Annotated in this window: 18 protein-coding genes; 8 read left to right on the forward strand and 10 right to left on the reverse strand. The window is 70.7% G+C overall.

Annotated elements, in window-relative coordinates; all coding sequences use genetic code 11:
* Positions 1-159: 159 nt before the first annotated feature.
* The 3 genes from ACWCXB_RS20180 to ACWCXB_RS20190 form a co-directional block, all read right to left on the reverse strand.
* A complete protein-coding gene (locus ACWCXB_RS20180) occupies positions 160-579 on the reverse strand; it encodes a GNAT family N-acetyltransferase (RefSeq protein ID WP_450724689.1) in 420 nt (139 codons plus the stop codon).
* Positions 580-844: 265 nt separating this feature from the next.
* Positions 845-1021, reverse strand: coding sequence for a hypothetical protein (locus ACWCXB_RS20185; RefSeq protein WP_450724691.1), 177 nt, complete (start codon positions 1019-1021; stop codon positions 845-847).
* Positions 1022-1030: 9 nt separating this feature from the next.
* Positions 1031-1987, reverse strand: coding sequence for a hypothetical protein (locus ACWCXB_RS20190; protein ID WP_450724693.1), 957 nt, complete (start codon positions 1985-1987; stop codon positions 1031-1033).
* Between the two features lie 193 nt (positions 1988-2180).
* Here ACWCXB_RS20190 and ACWCXB_RS20195 point away from each other — a divergent pair, with 193 nt between their 5' ends.
* The 5 genes from ACWCXB_RS20195 (at position 2181) to ACWCXB_RS20215 (ending at position 7608) form a co-directional block, all read left to right on the forward strand.
* Complete coding sequence (locus ACWCXB_RS20195) at positions 2181-2465, forward strand: heavy-metal-associated domain-containing protein (RefSeq protein ID WP_450724695.1); 285 nt, start codon at positions 2181-2183, stop codon at positions 2463-2465.
* A gap of 72 nt (positions 2466-2537) precedes the next feature.
* Positions 2538-4796, forward strand: coding sequence for a heavy metal translocating P-type ATPase (locus ACWCXB_RS20200; protein WP_450724696.1), 2259 nt, complete (start codon positions 2538-2540; stop codon positions 4794-4796).
* Positions 4797-5253: 457 nt separating this feature from the next.
* On the forward strand, positions 5254-5688 hold the full coding sequence (locus ACWCXB_RS20205; protein ID WP_450724698.1) for a hypothetical protein: 435 nt from the start codon (positions 5254-5256) through the stop codon (positions 5686-5688).
* 166 nt (positions 5689-5854) lie between these two features.
* The gene (locus ACWCXB_RS20210) at positions 5855-6358 is read left to right on the forward strand and encodes a hypothetical protein (RefSeq protein WP_450724700.1); all 504 of its coding nucleotides are present in this window, start codon (positions 5855-5857) and stop codon (positions 6356-6358) included.
* A 350-nt stretch (positions 6359-6708) separates the two neighbouring features.
* On the forward strand, positions 6709-7608 hold the full coding sequence (locus tag ACWCXB_RS20215) for a F510_1955 family glycosylhydrolase (protein ID WP_450724702.1): 900 nt from the start codon (positions 6709-6711) through the stop codon (positions 7606-7608).
* A 184-nt stretch (positions 7609-7792) separates the two neighbouring features.
* Here ACWCXB_RS20215 and ACWCXB_RS20220 read toward each other — a convergent pair whose 3' ends face one another.
* Positions 7793-8326 carry a DUF418 domain-containing protein gene (locus tag ACWCXB_RS20220; RefSeq protein WP_450724703.1) on the reverse strand — a complete coding sequence of 178 codons (534 nt, stop codon included), beginning with the start codon at positions 8324-8326 and terminating at the stop codon, positions 7793-7795.
* Positions 8327-8467: 141 nt separating this feature from the next.
* On the opposite strand from ACWCXB_RS20220, the gene ACWCXB_RS20225 reads away from it, so the two are divergent.
* Complete coding sequence (locus ACWCXB_RS20225) at positions 8468-9418, forward strand: NAD-dependent epimerase/dehydratase family protein (protein WP_450724705.1); 951 nt, start codon at positions 8468-8470, stop codon at positions 9416-9418.
* A gap of 45 nt (positions 9419-9463) precedes the next feature.
* Here the strand turns inward: ACWCXB_RS20225 and ACWCXB_RS20230 are convergent, their stop codons facing one another.
* From ACWCXB_RS20230 to ACWCXB_RS20240, 3 genes are read right to left on the reverse strand one after another with little or no spacing between them, the layout of a single operon-like run.
* A complete protein-coding gene (locus ACWCXB_RS20230) occupies positions 9464-10348 on the reverse strand; it encodes an LLM class F420-dependent oxidoreductase (RefSeq protein ID WP_450724707.1) in 885 nt (294 codons plus the stop codon).
* Between the two features lie 32 nt (positions 10349-10380).
* Positions 10381-12945: an ABC transporter permease gene (locus ACWCXB_RS20235; RefSeq protein ID WP_450724709.1), complete on the reverse strand. Its 2565-nt coding sequence runs from the start codon at positions 12943-12945 to the stop codon at positions 10381-10383.
* An 11-nt stretch (positions 12946-12956) separates the two neighbouring features.
* On the reverse strand, positions 12957-13739 hold the full coding sequence (locus ACWCXB_RS20240) for an ABC transporter ATP-binding protein (RefSeq protein WP_450724711.1): 783 nt from the start codon (positions 13737-13739) through the stop codon (positions 12957-12959).
* A 124-nt stretch (positions 13740-13863) separates the two neighbouring features.
* Between ACWCXB_RS20240 and ACWCXB_RS20245 the strand changes: the two genes are divergently transcribed.
* Together ACWCXB_RS20245 and ACWCXB_RS20250 are read left to right on the forward strand one after the other, a co-directional pair.
* A complete protein-coding gene (locus ACWCXB_RS20245; protein ID WP_450724713.1) occupies positions 13864-14103 on the forward strand; it encodes a toxin-antitoxin system HicB family antitoxin in 240 nt (79 codons plus the stop codon).
* Positions 14100-14471 carry a fic family toxin-antitoxin system, toxin component gene (locus ACWCXB_RS20250; RefSeq protein ID WP_450724715.1) on the forward strand — a complete coding sequence of 124 codons (372 nt, stop codon included), beginning with the start codon at positions 14100-14102 and terminating at the stop codon, positions 14469-14471. The genes ACWCXB_RS20245 and ACWCXB_RS20250 overlap by 4 nt, the downstream gene beginning before the upstream one ends.
* Before the next feature lie 63 nt (positions 14472-14534).
* Here the strand turns inward: ACWCXB_RS20250 and ACWCXB_RS20255 are convergent, their stop codons facing one another.
* Genes ACWCXB_RS20255 through bioD form a run of 3 tightly spaced genes read right to left on the reverse strand, consistent with a single transcriptional unit; the run spans position 14535 to position 16374 of the window.
* A complete protein-coding gene (locus ACWCXB_RS20255) occupies positions 14535-15233 on the reverse strand; it encodes a class I SAM-dependent methyltransferase (protein WP_450724717.1) in 699 nt (232 codons plus the stop codon).
* Between the two features lie 60 nt (positions 15234-15293).
* On the reverse strand, positions 15294-15638 hold the full coding sequence (locus ACWCXB_RS20260) for a VOC family protein (RefSeq protein ID WP_450724719.1): 345 nt from the start codon (positions 15636-15638) through the stop codon (positions 15294-15296).
* 10 nt (positions 15639-15648) lie between these two features.
* Entirely contained in the window at positions 15649-16374 is a 726-nt protein-coding gene (gene bioD / locus ACWCXB_RS20265; RefSeq protein ID WP_450724721.1) for a dethiobiotin synthase, read from the reverse strand.
* Positions 16375-16812: the final 438 nt, after the last annotated feature.

The raw sequence follows: 16812 nt of genomic DNA on the forward strand, positions 1-16812 counted from the left end.
TCACCGCGCTCTACCGGCTCCGTGCCGGCCAGCGAGTCCTCGGCCCGCGGAAGAAGTACGGCGACCGCCGCCTGGAATCCGCCTGCAACAAGGCCATCGCGGTCGGCGACCCGTCGGATCTCCCCCAGCTCACAAACATCCGGGGGGTGCCGCCGGTGCTTATAGCGGCTTGACCCAGCGCCGCCAGTGGTCCTCGCGATGGAATCCGGCCGCGGCCCACGTGTGGTGTGCCCGTTCGTTGGCCTCCAGGACCATGGCGTCGACCCGTCGCCCGCCCAGGGTGGCGAAGCGTTGTTCTGCCGCTTCCAGCAGGGCGGTGGCGATGCCTTGCCGGCGGTGGTCCGGGTGCACGGCCAGTCGGTAGGCGGAGCATCGCCATCCGTCGAAGCCGGCTATCACGGTCCCGGTGAGGACGCCGTCGCGTTCTGCGAGGAGCAGGGCTTCGGGGTCTGTTGTGATGAGTCGGGCCACTCCGTCGTGGTCGTCGCTGATGCTCGTTCCTTCCGCGGCTTCGCGCCAGAACTGCAACACGGTGTCGACGTCCGAGAGGGTGGCGCAGCGGATGTGGAGATCGCTCATGGGGCGAGCCAAGCAGAGCGCCGGCCTGTCTGGCGAACGGTTTCCGTGCCGGGGAATCGAGAGGGCGGGCCTGCTCCCGGGTTCGTGCAAGCCGCGAGCAGGGTGCCGGGCCGCGATGTGAATGCGGTCTTCGGTGATGATCGGGCCGCAGGCTCGGCGGTCTAGGGGACGGTCAGGAACCGTTTGACGTCGCCGCGATGCGGGCCCCTTACGGGAACGGCGAAGGGCCGTCGTTGGAGCCGAGTGCACTGCCGTCGGTGGCGAGCTACAGGTTGCCGTGGGGGTCGAAGGCGATGTTGTCCGGCCAGGAGATCGGGCTGACCTGGGACTTCTCGAAGCCGGCGAAGTACGCACCGGTGGCGGGAACCCACGCTCCGTTGACCGCATTGCGGTTGTTCGGCGGCTGGTTCGTCGCAGTCCACTGGCACAGGCATTCAGTCACACCGCAGGATCAGTGGTCTTCGGCGTTGTCGTTTCCATGCTTCTCGGCTTCGGCACCGGGCGTCGCGGTGTGCACGGTGAACGCGGCGGTGCGGACGGTGCCTTCGTGCTTGAAGTCGAGGAAGAGCCGGTAGGTGCCGTTGCTGGGGGCGGTGGCCATGAAGGAGATGTCGGGCCCGGGCTTTGTGGTGCCGTCGCCAGGCTCGCCCTCTGGGTGGACGTGGAGGTAGGCGAGGTCTCCGGAGCGCAGTGCGACGAGGTGGCCGTAGGCGCCGAGGTAGGGCTCGAGGTCGGTGACGGGTTTGCCGTTGCGGGACGCGCTCAGCTTCAGGTCGGACGTCGTTCCGGCGGTGAGTTCACCGTCCAGGGTGACGGTGTAGCCGTCGACTTCGGCCGTGGCCTTTTGCGCGGGCAGCTCCTGGGGCTGGTAGGGGCCGGCGACCGCGAGGTCGGAGCCGAGGGTCAGAGCTTTGGCGCCGTTCCTGGCCGGGGTGAAGTCGGCGAAGACGCGGTAGTCGCCTGCCGCGGGCAGGTCGACGGGTGTGCTCCAGGTGCCGTCGGGCCCGAGGGTGGGGTGCAGGTGGCGGAAGGTGTTCAGGTCACGTGAGGCGAGGATGAGGTGCAGGTCCTTGCCGTGGGCCTTGGCGTAGCCGGTGACGGCCTTTCCGGTGTTGTCCTTGATGGCGAAGCGCAGCGGGGTCTCCGCGCCGGCAGTGATGCGGGGGGTCTTCAGGTCGAGGGTGTAGCCGTCCTGGGAGACCTGCAGTCCTTTTGGTAGGGCGGCGGCGTGTTCGGTGTGCTCGCCACCGCCGCTGTGGCTCGTCCCTTCGTCCCGCTGGTGCGTGCCGTGCTGTGAGGTGCCGGGGTCTCCGGTGAGAGGGTCGGCTGCCGTGCCGATTCCGTAGGCGGTTCCGAACGTGGCCGCGAGCGCGGCGCCGTAGAGGCCGATCTTGACTGCCGTGTTCATGTTCTCTCCTTCAGGGTCAGTGTGGCGAGATGCCTGGGGACGTCAGCGCAGCCCACCATACCCCCTAGGGGTATGAAGGCAAGTGGTGTCAGTGGTTGCCTTCCATACGGGTGGGGGGTATACCTGGGACTGCTCTCGAGCTAACCCCCCGGGGGTATGCTCGATCGTCACACACTCTTGCTGGAGGAATCCCATGTCTTCGTCCTGCTGCACCCCGGACCACAGCTGCTCCACCAGCACGGAGCAGTCGGCCGCCGTTGAGGGCGTCCGCACCGTCTACGCCGTGTCGGGTATGACCTGCGAGCACTGCAAGGACACGCTCACCAAGGCGATCGGCGCCATCGACGGCGTCAGCCGCGTCGAGGTCGACCTCGCCTCCGGTCAGGTGGCCGTGATCAGCACCGCTGACCCGGACGACAAGGCGGTCGCCGAGGTCGTGGACGACGCCGGCTACGAGGTCACCGGCCGCGCCGCCTGACCGCCTTCCGTCCCTTTACCGCCGCCGGGGCCTCGCGGGGCCTCGGTCGTCCGTTCAGTACGAGGAGCACGCATGACCACCACCACACCCGGCGCCGCAGAGGTCGAGCTCGCCATCGGCGGCATGACCTGCGCCTCGTGCGCCGCCCGGATCGAGAAGAAGCTCAACCGCATGGACGGTGTGTCCGCGACGGTCAACTACGCCACCGAGAAGGCGAAGGTCACCTTCGAGGACGGCATATCGGTCGCGGACCTGATCGGTACGGTCGAGGCCACCGGTTACACCGCCCGCGAGCCCGAGCCACCGCTCCAGGCTCCCGGGGGTGAAGAGCGCGCGGTGGAGGCGGGCGAGGCCGATGAGCTGCGGCCGCTGCGTCAGCGGCTGACCACAGCGGTGGTCCTGGCGGTGCCGGTCATCGCGATGGCGATGATCCCGGCCCTGCAGTTCGACTACTGGCAGTGGCTCTCCCTGGCCCTGGCCGGCCCGGTCGTCACCTACGCCGCCTGGCCCTTCCACAAGGCCGCTTTCACCAACGCCCGGCACGGCGCCGCCACGATGGACACCCTTATCTCGGTCGGCACGTCGGCGGCGTTCCTGTGGTCGGTGTGGGCGCTGTTCTTCGGCACCGCGGGCATGCCCGGCATGACCCATCCCTTCGAGCTGACCATCGCCCGCAGCGACGGAGCGGGGAACGTCTATCTGGAGGCCGCGGCCGGTGTGACCGCGTTCATCCTGGCGGGCCGTTACTTCGAGGCGCGCTCCAAGCGCAAGGCCGGTGCGGCGCTGAGGGCGCTGATGGAGCTTGGCGCGAAGGAGGTCACCGTCCTGCGCGAGGGCCGTGAGGAGCGCATCGCGACGAGCGCCCTGCAGGTGGGTGACCGGTTCGTGGTGCGCCCGGGCGAGAAGATCGCCACCGACGGCACCGTCGTCGAGGGCGCCTCCGCCGTGGACGCCTCGATGCTGACCGGCGAGTCGGTGCCCGTCGAGGTCGTCGTCGGCGACTCGGTCACCGGTGCGACTCTCAACGCCGGCGGCCGTCTGGTCGTCGAGGCCACCCGGATCGGCCCAGATACGCAGCTGGCCCGGATGGCGAAGCTGGTCGAGGACGCGCAGAACGGCAAGGCCGCCGCCCAGCGCCTGGCCGACAAGATCTCCGCCGTGTTCGTACCCGTCGTCATCGCCCTGGCGCTCGGCACGCTCGGGTTCTGGCTGGGAAACGGCGCCGGATGGACGGCCGCGTTCACTGCTGCCGTCGCCGTCCTGATCATCGCCTGCCCCTGCGCCCTGGGCCTGGCCACCCCGACCGCGCTCATGGTCGGCACCGGACGCGGCGCTCAGCTCGGCATCCTCATCAAGGGTCCGGAGGTCCTGGAGACCACCCGCAGGGTCGACACGATCGTGCTGGACAAGACCGGCACCGTCACCACCGGCAAGATGACGCTCCTGAAGGTCCACACCGCCGTCGGTACGCACCAGACCGAGGTGCTGCGGCTGGCGGGCGCACTGGAGCACGCCTCCGAGCACCCCATCGCCCAGGCCGTCGCCGTCGGCGCCACCGAGCACCTCGGTTCCCTGCCGGTGCCGGAGGAGTTCGCGAACGTGCCCGGTCTCGGCGTCCAGGGCATCGTCGACGGCCACGCGGTCCTCGTCGGCCGCGAGAAGCTGCTGAAGGAATGGGCCATCGCCCTCCCCGCAGAGCTTCAGCGCGTAAAGACCGCGGCCGAGGACGCGGGCCGTACCGTCATCGCAGTGGCATGGGATGGTGAGGCCCGCGCGGTCCTCGAGGTCGCCGACGCGGTCAAGAGCACCAGCGCCGAGGCCATCACCCGCCTGCGGGCCCTGGGGCTGACCCCGATTCTGCTGACCGGCGACAACAAGGCCGTCGCCGAAGCGGTCGCGGCCGAGGTCGGTATCGACGAGATCATCGCCGAGGTCATGCCTGAGGACAAGGTCGATGTCGTCAAGCGGCTCCAGGCCGAGGGTCGTTCGGTTGCCATGGTCGGGGACGGCGTCAACGATGCTGCCGCCCTTGCCCAGGCGGACCTCGGGCTGGCGATGGGCACCGGCACCGACGCCGCCATCGAAGCCGCGGATCTGACCCTGGTCCGCGGTGATCTGCGGGCCGCCGCGGACGCCATTCGCCTGTCCCGCAAGACGCTGGGCACCATCAGGTCCAACCTGTTCTGGGCCTTCGCCTACAACGTCGCGGCAATCCCGCTCGCAGCGGCCGGACTGCTCAACCCGATGATCGCCGGCGCCGCCATGGCATTCTCCTCCGTCTTCGTGGTCGGCAACTCTCTGCGCCTGCGCTCCTTCCGGGCCGCCGGCTGACCCGGGCGCACACGTGCCCAGTGTGATCAGCGTGTTCATCTCGGCGCTGCGGGTCCGCAGCGCGAGCCACCCGGTCCGGTGGATCGGCCGGCCGGTGTAGAACATCACCGGCGTGATCAGCGCGAGTTGGAACCACCGGTTGAGCAGTAGGTCCGGCACGTCGGCGCCGAGGAACTCGTGCAGCATCACCGCCAGCACGACCGGTGCGGACAGAACAGCACCGACGAGCACCCGCCGGGACATCTTGCATAGAACCTGTCCGCGCCGACACCCGTCCGGGGACGGGTGTCGGCGAGCTCCCCGACCGTCCTAGTACTGCAACTGCCAGGGTGTGGGCGGGCGAGCTGAGTGCCGACCCTCCCGGCGCGGGCGGTGAAGACAGCAGGCCCAGAGGCGAACCGGCTCCTTCTCGGGAGGGGGTCGCGAGACCGCCGCGGCCTACCGTTAGGCTCGTGGCATGGTCACGGCCTGGTCCTCATGCAACAAGCCCCGGGCCCGCTTGTCGGCGGGGGCCTGGCGCATGCTGTGGATGGCTGCCCTGCTGTTCGGCTTCCTGTACACGCATGGCGTAAGCGCCGAGACAGCTGCAAGTCACCTGACCTCCGTCGCCGCCGCGCCCGCAGCGCATTCCATGCCTGGCCACGCGGCCGAAGAGCCCGACCGGCACACACCGCCCGGCCATCACGACGAGGAACACGATTCCCACCCGGCCGGCGAGTGCGTGTCCGGGCAGCCCCAGCAGGGCCCCGGCTTGTCGGCACCGGCCCTGACACCTCTCGACGGCACGTCGAGCTGTCGGCTGTTCGTGGAAGGGAAGTCCGGGGCGATCCTGAGCGAGTCCGCCCTTCCCCAGCCCCGCAGCTCAGCGGGTTCAGTCATCCAGCGGATCTAGAGCCACCGGCCCTGTCCGCTGCCGGGGTGCGCCGCTTCGGCCATCCCCGGCGTCGGACGTTCCGTGCCGCCGCGCTGCCCTGCTGCAGCCGGACCCGTGCACATCAGCGAGCTTCGCAGCCTTCGTCATGCCATGGCACTGCCATGCCGCCCACCGTCAAGGAGCCATGTCCTTGTCCTCGCACCAACTCATCGACAGGCCCATCCCCGCGCCGCCGACCGCAGCCCCCGAGGGCGGGCGGGCGGCGCTGCGCAAAGCACGGGCCCGCCGTGCCCGGCAGACGTCCCTGCCGGCCCGCTACCTGGGATACGTCGGCTACTTCGTCGGCGCCGGCCTGATCAGCGGGGCGATTGTGCACCACCCGCTCGACCCCGCCCGCTACACCCGGATCGCCCTCTACGGGACCCTGGTCTTCCTGGCCGCCACGGTCCTCAACGAGTTCGTCCTCACCCGCGACCGGCCAGGTCTGACGCGCGTGCTTGTCGTGATCGGCGCTTCGCTTGCGCTCTCGTTCGGCATCGGCATGCTCAGCGGCGGTCTGCAGCACTTCGCCGACTTCCCGGCCCGCGAGCCGTGCTGGTCCCCCTGGGGCTGGTCGTGTCGTTCATCGCGTACAGCATCAAGGATCCCGACACCCCGTGGCGGCGCCTGTTCAGCCTGGTGGGGCTGACGGTTCTCCTCACCGCGGTAGTCGCTTTCTTCGGCCTGCGGCAGGTTGCGGCCTCCATGGGCGAGCCCGCGGAGGGTGGGGGACACAGCCATGGCAGTGCGGAGGAGCCGGAACAGCACAAACCGGAGCCGCAGACCACGCCCGCCGCGACAAGTGCCCCGGTGCCGGTTGGCTCACCGGAGGGCGGCGGTGAAACCGAAGAGACAGCCGGCCACGGCGGCGATGGCCACAGCCACTGACGGATCCCGCTCATCCGCGCGGCATGCACTCCGCGCCCCTCACCTTCAGGGCCTTCCACGCCAGGGCCCGGAACGACAATCTGTATCCCCCTCGGCAGGACAAGGAAAAAAATGAACAAGACACGCACATTCCTTATCGCAGCCGCCGCAGTGATCACGCTGGCGCTGGCCGGCTGCTCCACGGACTCCGACACGGGCACCCACGCCGACGCCCCGGGGACGTCCCACGACGCCCAGGAAACCTCGCACACTCCGATCCGGCATGTGCACGGCCTCGGCATCGACCCGGCCGACCAGCAGCTGTACGTCGCCACCCACGACGGGATCTTCACCAGGGGCAAGGACGGCACGGCCGTGCGGGTCGGTACCAGCAAGGACGACTTCATGGGCTTCACCGTGGCCAATGCCAAGACGTTCCTGGCCAGCGGCCACCCCGCCCCCAGCGCCAGTGGCCCTGCCAACCGCGGGCTGATCGAGAGCACCGACGGAGGCAAGACCTGGAAGACCCGCTCGCTGGCCGGCGAGGTGGACTTCCATGCCCTCGACTACGCCCGCGGCACGATTTACGGCTACGACAGCACCAACGCCCTGCTGCGCGTCAGCAAGGACGGAGCCGCCTGGGACGACCGAGCCCAACTCCAGGCACTGGACATCGCGATCAGCCCCGAGGACGCGGACACCGTACTGGCCACCACCGCCGACGGGATAGCGAAGAGCACCGACGGCGGCAGAACCTTCGCCACGGGCAAGCAGCCGGTGATGGCCTTCCTCTCGTGGGCCACACCTGAGGCCCTGTACGGAATCGACGACGCAGGCCGCCTCAGCCGGAGCGACGACGGCGGCACCACCTGGCAGAAGACGGGAACAGTCCCCGGCGGACAAGCTCAGGCGCTCACAGCAGTCGACGCTCAGCACGTGCTGGCCGCCACCCAGAACGGCGTCTACGAGTCCCAGGACGGAGGCAAGAATTTCACCAAGCGGCTCGACGTCGCCGCCGGAGACGGCCACTGATCCACGCTGCGGGCCGAGGCCGGCGACCTGCGGGGCGATGTCCCACCCGCCCGAACTCGCACCCGACCTCCCAGCCGAAGCCGCGCTGCTCGAAAGGCGCGCAGACGAAGGGCGGCCACGGCCGGCATCGAGGCTCGGGTGTCGCCGCGGCAGCCCTGGCCGACGACTGGTCGTACGCCGCCGGTCATGCAGTTGGGCGGGTCGGCAGGGTGATGGCATGCAGGAGGGATTCCAGCGGCCCACGGCAATTGACCCGGCGCCAGGCCAAGGCCAGGAGCATGGCGGCTGCGATCAAACCGACCAGGGCCGGCAGCAGGGCCGAGTCCGGCAGGTCGCCGACGCTCAGCGCCTTTATGGCGACGATGTGGCCGACGTACGCGGTCAAGGACATGGAGCCGACGGCGATGACAGGCGCGGCAACCCACCGCAGGGGCACCGACCGGTCCATCGCAAAGAGGCAGACGGCCACGACCACGAGGGCGACGCCGGTGTTGCCCAGGATCGACCACGTCGTCTGGCTGTGCGGCGCATCCACCAGCAGCCAGGCAGAAACGCCTGGGGCGGGCTCTGCTCCTACGGCGTCGGACCACCAGGCCGATGCCGCCGACGTGGTGTCCGTGGCGGCGTTCACGGCGGCCTGCGCGTCGGGAACCAGATGAAGGGCCAGCCATGAGCCTCCGTGGCCGATCACGGCATCGGCCCAGCTTCCGCCCTCCACACGGGCAAGTGCCTCACGCCTTGCACGACGAGGGCAGCGAACGGTCGAGAGGCGGGCTCGATATGTGTGTCGAGGCGGGTCCGCCGGATGCGCGCCGACCGGTTGCCCACGTCACACGAACACTCGCGCTAGTGTGCGCGCGTGAGTCTTTCTGTCGTTATAGGTTTAGGGCCCGCCGGGGCCGCCACCGCGCGGCTGCTGGCCGAAAAGGGTCATTCCGTACGGGTCATCACCAAGTCGGGCCGAAGCCGGGAGCCCGGCATCGAGCATGTGGCGTTGGACGCGACGGACAGCAAGCGACTGATCGAGGCCGCGCAGGGCGCGACCGCGATCTACAGCTGTGCCGCACCGCCCTACCATCGCTGGGCGAGTGAATGGCCGCAGCTGGCCTTGTCGGTCTGCGCGGCGGCGGAGGCGACCGGGGCTGTCCTGGTCATGCTGGGCAACCTCTACGGCTACGGTCCGGTGGATGGTCCCATGACCGAGGAGCTGCCTCTCGCGGCGACCGGCCCCAAGGGGCGGGTGCGCGCCGCCGTTTGGGAGCAGGCGCAGAAGCTGCATGAGCAAGGTCGTATCAAGGCGGTCGAGGTGCGGGCCTCGGACTTCTTCGGGCCCGGCGTGACCGACGGCGGGCACCTGGCCGCGCGGGTCGTGCCACGACTGCTGCGCGGCAAGCCGGTCTCCACGCTCGGGGATCCGGACGCCCCGCACAGCTGGAGCTATCTCCCCGATGTGGCCAGGGCCCTGGTCGAGGTCGCGGGCGAGGAACGGGCGTGGGGACGGGCCTGGCACGTCCCGACGGAGCCCGCGCTGTCCACCCGGGAGATGGTGGACCGCCTTGCCGCTCAGTGTGAAATGGGACCGGTCGCGGTGCGCAGGCTGTCGCCGGCCGTGCTGGGTGTGGTGTCGGTTGTCTCCCCGCTGATTCGCGAACTGAAGGAGATCCGCTATCAGTTCGACCATCCGTTTGTCGTCGATTCGAGCGCGTACGAAGCCGAATTCGCGGTGCGCGCCACCCCCATCGCTGAGCAGGTCAAGGTGACGGTGGACTGGTGGCGTGAGCGACTGGCGGCCGCCGGGCGACATCTGTGACAGCGAAAGATCCACGATGCGGTACGGGCCCGGCCCGGGGCACCGTCAGTCGCCCCGCAGCTCCTCGATCACCTGGCCGAACGTCTCCATCCAGGGATCGAGCACGGTGAGGTACGAGAAGCCGTAGCGCTCACGCTGCGCCCTCATCTGGTCCGCGATCTGCTTCACGGTGCCGATGGCGAGCAGCGGCAGCTCCAGCACCTGCTCCGCGGTGAGATGGAGATGCGGGACCAGCGGCAGCAACTCCCGGGCCGCGGCCCGGCGGTCGTCGGTGATTGTCGGGGCCTGTACGAGCAGGTTGAGCTCGGCGGGCGTCTCACGGCCGGCCGCGAACGAGTGGTACGCAGCCACCCGCTCGTCCAGTTCCTCGGCGGTGAGCGCCACCATCGCGCCGTTCGACTCGCGCGCCCCGGTGAACGCGACGATGTCCGCGTGCTCGGCAGCCAGCCGCAGCACCCGGTCGCCTTTCGCGCCGATCAGCAGCGGAGGCCGGGGACGCTGCACCGCCCGCGGCACGTGCCCCTCGTCCGCGAGCAGCCGGCCGACCTCCTCGACCGTGCGGGCCAGGTGGCCGACCCTGCGGCCCGGCGGGAGGAACTCCAGGCCCGCGCGGTCGTGTTCCGCCTTCACGTAGCCAGTGCCCAGCCCGATCTCCAGACGTCCGCCGGTCAGAGCGTCGGCGGTCGCGATCTCCCGGGCGAGCAGATGGGGGTTCCAGAACGCCGCGTTGAGGACGAACGTGCCCAGCCGCGGCCGCTCGGTCGCCTCGGCGGCGGCGATCAGGGCCGGAAACGGCGCCACCATGCCCAGATGATCGGGCACCAGGATGACGTCGTAGCCGAGCTCCTCCGCCCGTCTGCACCGCTGGCGCCACTCCTTGCCCTCTGCGGGCGTCACCATGTTCACCCCGAACCGGAACGGCCTGACCATCAGGCTCCTCCTCAGAAGCTCGGCAAGCTCGGCTACTCGTGCGCGATAGCGGCCAGCACGTTCATCCGCGACGCCCGCAGCGCCGGAAGCACCGCCGCCGCCAGACCCACGACGACCGATCCGAGCACGACCGCCACGACCGTCCCCCACGGCACGGCGAACTCGGTCATGCCCTCCAGCTCCAGCACCTGCTGGACCGCCACTCCCCACACCATGCCCAGCGCGAGGCCCAGTACGGCCCCGAAGACCGCGATCACGACCGATTCCAGCCGGATCATGCGGCGCAGCTGCACCCGCGAGAGACCGATCGCCCGCAGCAGTCCGATCTCCCGGGTGCGCTCCACCACCGAGAGCGCCAGCGTGTTCACGACACCCAGCACCGCGATGACGATCGCGAGCCCCAGCAGCGCGTACACCAGATAGAGCAGTACGGAGATCTGCTGTCGCACCAGCTCCTTGTAGTCGGCCTGATCCCTCACCTGCACCTGCGGATACGGGTCCAGAGCTTTCTCCAGCGCCATGCGCAGGCCGCCCGGATCGACGCCGTCCGCCGCGTTCACGTACACCGCGCTCTCCTGACCGCCCGGCACATGGCGGTCCAGGGTGGCAAGACCCATGAACAGCCCGCCCCGCATCCCGGGACCCGTGGCCTGGTCCATGTCCGTCAGCGCGCCGACCGTCAGCCGGGCCTGCCGTCCGCCGGGGAACTCCACCTGCAGCACCGACCCGGTGCGCACCCCGTGCTCCTCGGCGAAGCCCCTGTCCATGCCCATCGCGTCGGGCGCCAGCGCGGCCCGCGTGCTGCCGCTCGCATACGTGACGTTGGCGGCCTCGTCGAGCCCGGGGTCGTACCCCGCGGCCGTGGACTCCACCCGACCGCCGTCCGGAAGCGTCAGCGCCAGTGGCGTGAACCGCTGCCGTACGACCGTGCCCGCACCCTGCACGTCCCGCACCTTCTCGGTGATCTCCCGTGGGAACGGCTGGAAGTTGGTGTTCTGCACGACGAAGTCGGCGCCCAGCGTGCGGTCGATCTGGCGGTCGAAGGACCTGGTCATCGAGGCGCTCGCCACGGAGAGACCCGTCACCAGGGCCAGGCCGATCATCAGCGCCGCGGCCGTCGCTCCCGTACGCCGCGGATTGCGCAGTGCGTTGCGCCGGCTCATCCGGCCGACCGCGCCGAACAGCCGGGGGAACGACCCGCCCAGCACCCTGATCACCGGCCGCACCAACAGGGGACCGGCCACCACGGCGGCGATCAGCGTCAGCACCACGCCAAGACCGAGGAGCGGGGACGCCGTCGCCGTCCGTCCGCTCGCCGCACACCCCGCGAGCGCGGCGAAGCCCGCCGCCCCGACGACCGCACCCGCGATCGCCCGGATCCTCAGCGGTCGTCCCACCCCCGCGACTTCGGCATCCGCGAGAGCCGCCATCGGCGACACCCGGGACGCGCGGCGGGCCGGGAGATACGCGGCGACGAAGGTGACGCCGAGCCCGACGACGTACGCCGCGACGGGCGTCGCCGGCCCGATCACCATCTCGGCCGCCTTCAGGTTCATCCCGAACAGGCCCATCAGCTCGATCAGCCCCGCCGCCAGACCGATCCCGGCGGCCAGCCCCAGCGTCGCGCCGACGAGCCCCAGCAGCAGCGCCTCGGTGAGCACCGAGCGGCGCACCTGTCGCCGGTCCGCTCCCAGGGCCCGCAGCAGCCCCAACTCGCGCGTCCGCCGGGCGATCAGCATCGTGAAGGTGTTGACGATCAGGAAGATCCCGACGAGGACCGCCACGCCCGCGAAGCCGAGCATCACGTACTTGATCACATCGAGGAATCCGCCCAACTGCTCGGCGGCCGACTCGGCCTGCTCGTCCGCCGTCCTCAGCTCGTACGTGTCGCCGAGCGCGGCGCCGATCCGCTGCTCGAGCTCGGCGTCGGACACCCCGTCGGCCGCGTCCACGGAGATCGACGTGGCCGCGTCCGGCCTGCCCAGCAGCTTCCGCTGGGCCGTCGCCGTGTCCAGGTAGGCCAGTGCCGCACCCGGGTTCGTGGTGGTGAAGGTGGCGATGCCGACGATCTCGACATCGAACGAGCCGGGCCGGGCCACGACGGTGAGGGTGTCCCCGATGCGTACGTCCTTCTTGTCGGCGGTGTCCTTGTCGACGACCGCCTCGCCGGGACCCTCCGGTGCGTGCCCTGCGGTGAGCCTCACCGGACTGCGGTCGGTGACGTACCAGTTGGCGGCGATGGTGGGGGCACCGGTGGTCGGGCCGACGGGCTCCTTGCGGTCGTCGACGACCGTGACGTTCTCGACGGCCGCGTCGACATGCGCGTCGGCGACACCGTCGATGGCGCGGACCCGCTGGGCGAGCGACGCCGGCACCGTACGGACCACACCGGAGGGTACGTACTCGTCGAGTCCCTCCTTCGGAGAGACCGTCACATCCGCCGAGGTCGAGGCGAACAGCCGGTCGAAGGTACGGGCCACGGTGTCCGAGAAGATCAGCGAGCCGCTGACGAACGCGACGGAAAGGATCACCGCGAGGGCCGACAGCAGCAGCCTGCCCTTGTGGGCGAGGAAGCTCCGCAGCGTCGCTCTCAGCACGGCGCCCGCCCTCAGCTCTTGCGCAGGGTGTCGAAACGCTTGAGGCGATCCAGCACCGCCTCGGCCGTGGGCTCGTGCATCACGTCCACGATGCGCCCGTCGGCGAGGAACAGCACCAGATCCGCGTGGGCGGCCGCGCCCGGATCATGGGTCACCATCACCACCGTCTGTTCCAGCCGGTCCACGGCCTCCCGCAGGAAGCCGAGTACCTCGGCACCGGACCGCGAGTCGAGATTGCCGGTCGGCTCGTCCGCGAAGATCAGCTCGGGGCGGGAGGCCAGCGCCCGGGCGCAGGCGACTCGCTGCTGCTGGCCGCCGGACAGCTGGGCGGGCCGGTGCCGCAGCCGGTCGCGGAGACCCAGGGTGTCGATGACTTGGTCGACCCACTCCCGGTCGGGTTTCCGTCCTGCGATGTCCATCGGCAGCGTGATGTTCTCGGCAGCGGTGAGCGTCGGGAGCAGGTTGAAGGCCTGGAACATGAAGCCGATACGGTCCCGTCGCAGCCGGGTCAGTTCACGCTCCCTGAGACCGGTGATCTCGGTGTCGCCGAGCCAGACTCGTCCGGCGGACACGGTGTCCAGGCCGGCGAGACAGTGCATGAGCGTGGACTTCCCCGAGCCGGAAGGGCCCATCACGGCCGTGAACCGACCGCGGGCGATGTCCACGTCCACCGAGTCGAGGGCGAGGACGGCCGTCTCGCCGGTGCCGTAGGCCTTGGTGAGGCCGCGGGCCCGCGCCGCCGGCGGCACATCCGTGGCCGGTTCATGGGCGGGTGCTGTGGCAGGAGTGGACAATGCTGCCTCCCGGATCGTGGGCGTCTGCGGCTCCCGAACTCCGTGCTCCGTGCTGCGTACCCCCGAGCGTACGGGCAGCCCCCAGAGGTTGTCGGTGCTAGCGCCACCGCGCTAGCTTGAAGGGGTGGCAAAGACTCAGCTGAACGTACGGGTGGACGAGAGCACCGCCGAGACCGCGCGCCGGCGGGCACAACAGCGGGGGGTGAGCGTGAACCGCTACATCGAGGAGCTCGTCCAGCAGGACGCGGGCGAGGCGGGGCGCACGTTCGTCGATGCCGCGGCGGACTTCATGAAGCAGTACGAGTCGGTGTTCGCGGAGGAGTTCGGCACGGCGGGCACGGAGCCGAGCAAGGGCGGGCGGTGAACCTCTCGATCGACCTTGCCTGGCTCCTCATGGTCGCCGAGCACAAGACGCCGGGCGATCCGCAGGTCACCGACTGGGGTGCGCTCGTCGCCGCCGTCAGCCGCCACGAGGCGGAGATATTCGGCACGCCCGTCTACAGCGATCCGCACACCCGCGCCGCGTCGCTACTGCAGCTGCTGCTGCACGTCCCCGCGCTGGAGCACTCCAACGCGATGTTCGCGTCGGCCGTCGCGTACGGCTATCTCGTCGCCTCGGGCCTGAAGGTCGTGACCTCGCCCGAGCAGGTCAGGGACCTCGCGCGGCTCGTCAAGGAGGGCAAGGCGGATGTCCGCGCAATCGCGGATGAACTCCGACACTGGAGCATCTGACCCGGGCCGATCGACAAGACACTCCCTCCCTGAGGACTCCCCCTGAGGCACGACCCGTGCTCCCTAAGGCACGACCCGTGCCGGTGCGTCGGTCGCAAACGGCCGGCGCGCCACCCCCAGCACCGCGAAGGACGAGGGCAGTTGAGGCCCCTTCTCCGGAATGCGCAGCGTGCGGTACGCGCCGATGTCGAAGCCGGCCCGCTCCATCGCGGCGACCGGGTCACGGGACGTGTGGCAGCCGCCGAACAGCCACGGCCACACCGTACGGTCCAGGGCCCGCTGGGTCCTGGCCATCGCCCGGCCCGGCGCCAGTCCGTGCTCGAAGAAGCGCAACTCGCCGCCCGGGCGCAGCACCCGCTTGATCTCGGACAACGCCCGCGGCAGGTCCCGTACCGTGCACAGCACAAGGGACACGACGGCCCCGTCGAACGCCTCGCTCTTGACCGGCAGCGCCTCGGCCGCACCCGGCACCACATCGACGGGGACGTCGGCATGGAGCGCCGCCGTCGCCGCCAACCGGCGCAGGGTGCGCTCCGGTTCGATCGCGACCACCTCGGAGACGGCGGCGGGGTAGTGGGCGAAGTTCAGCCCGTTGCCCGCGCCGATCTCGATCACCCGGCCCGACAGACCGGACAGCAGCTCCTCGCGGTACGCGGCGATCCCGCCCTTCGCGTCGGCGGTCACGCTGATGCGTGCGTAGAAGCGGGCGAAGACAGGGTGATGGACGGCGTCCCGGGGGACACTCGAACGGCGCAACGGCATCGTGGGCCTCCTCCGACGAGCGATACGGAGATTGTCCCCCCGGACGGCCCGGGTCAGGCGTCAGCCACTCACAAAACAGAACTCGTTGCCCTCCGGGTCCCGCATCACCTGGAAACGGCCCTGGTCGTCGCGGACGATCCCGCCGACCGGTGTCGCGCCGAGCGCTACGGCCTCGGCGGCCGCGGTGTCGATGTCGCCCGCGTCCAGGTCCAGATGGAGCCGGTTCTTGACGGCCTTGCCCTCCGGTACGCGCTGGAAGGCGACGCGTACGAACCCGGGCGGATCGACGTACGCCCAGCCGGCGTCCCGCACCCACGCCTCGCCGCCGAGCAGACCGGACCAGAAGCGGGCCAGAGCAGCGGGCTCGGCGCAGTCGAAGACGATCTCGTCGACTCGTGCTCGCATGGAGGTCAGCCTACGGCCGCGGTGCGAAGGCCTGCGCGAAGGCATCGGCGTTCCATAGCCCGCCGAGCGCGGGGGCGAGCCAGTGCGGCGCCGCCGTGCGGAACGCGGCGGGCGGAAGCGAGCCCGACCCCTCCGGCACGATGCCCAGCAGGGGCGCGCCCGCCGCCTCCGGCAGATCGGCGAGATTGCAGCGCGCCGCGAGATCGGGCACGGCGGGCCAGCTGCCCACGACCACGCCCAGTGGCTCCAGCGACCGGGCGCGCAGGGCCTCGGCGGTGAGGGCGGTCATGTTCAACGTCCCGAGCCCGGGCGGGGCCACGACCAGTACGGGGGCGCCGAGCAGGCGGGCGGACTCGGCGAGGGTGCCGCCCGCGTCGTCGAACCGGACGAGGAGGCCGCCGGCGCCCTCGACCAGGACGAGGTCGTTCTCGGCGGCGAGCTTCTCGGCGGCCTCGGCCACGGCGTGCGGCCCCACGGGCTTCATCCCCGCCCTGCGTGCTGCCGTCGCCGGCGCCAACGGCTCGGGGAACCGGGCGAGTTCCACCCCGCTCACCCCGTCCCCGGCGAGCCGCGCGGCCTCCTGGGCATCGCCGGCCTCCCCGGCCGCGAGCCCGGTCTGCGCGGGCTTCAGCACGGCCACCGTCCGCCCCTGCGCGGCGGCCACGGCGGCGACGGCCGCGGTGACCACGGTCTTCCCGATCTCGGTACCTGTGCCGGTGACGACGACGATGGTCATGCTGCGCTGCTCCTTGCGGTTGTGTTCTCGGCTGTGCTGTGGCGGGGGCGTGGGCCGCTGCGCGGGGCCTTTTCCCCACCCCGCCCCTTCCCGAACCGGGGCTCCGCCCCGGACCCCGTTTCGGGGGCTCTGCCCCCGAACCCCCGCTCCTCGGGGCTCCGCCCCGGACCCCCTACGCCCTGGCGGGCGTGGAGCGCTGGGCTCCTTCGGAGCCCGTCCGGCGCCTGAGAACGGACACCCGGGCCACCCGGGCGGTTCCGGCGCGTTCCCAGCCTGTCCGGCGTTTGGGGACGGACACGCGGGCCGCCCCGCCGGTACCGGCGCGTTCCCGGCCTGTCCGGCGTTTGGGGACGGACACCCGGGCTGCCCCGCCGGTACCGGCGCGTTCCCGGCCCGTCCGGCGTTTGGGGACGGACACGCGCGCCCACCCGCCGGTTC

The sequence above is a fragment of the Streptomyces sp. NPDC001514 genome (assembly GCF_053597075.1).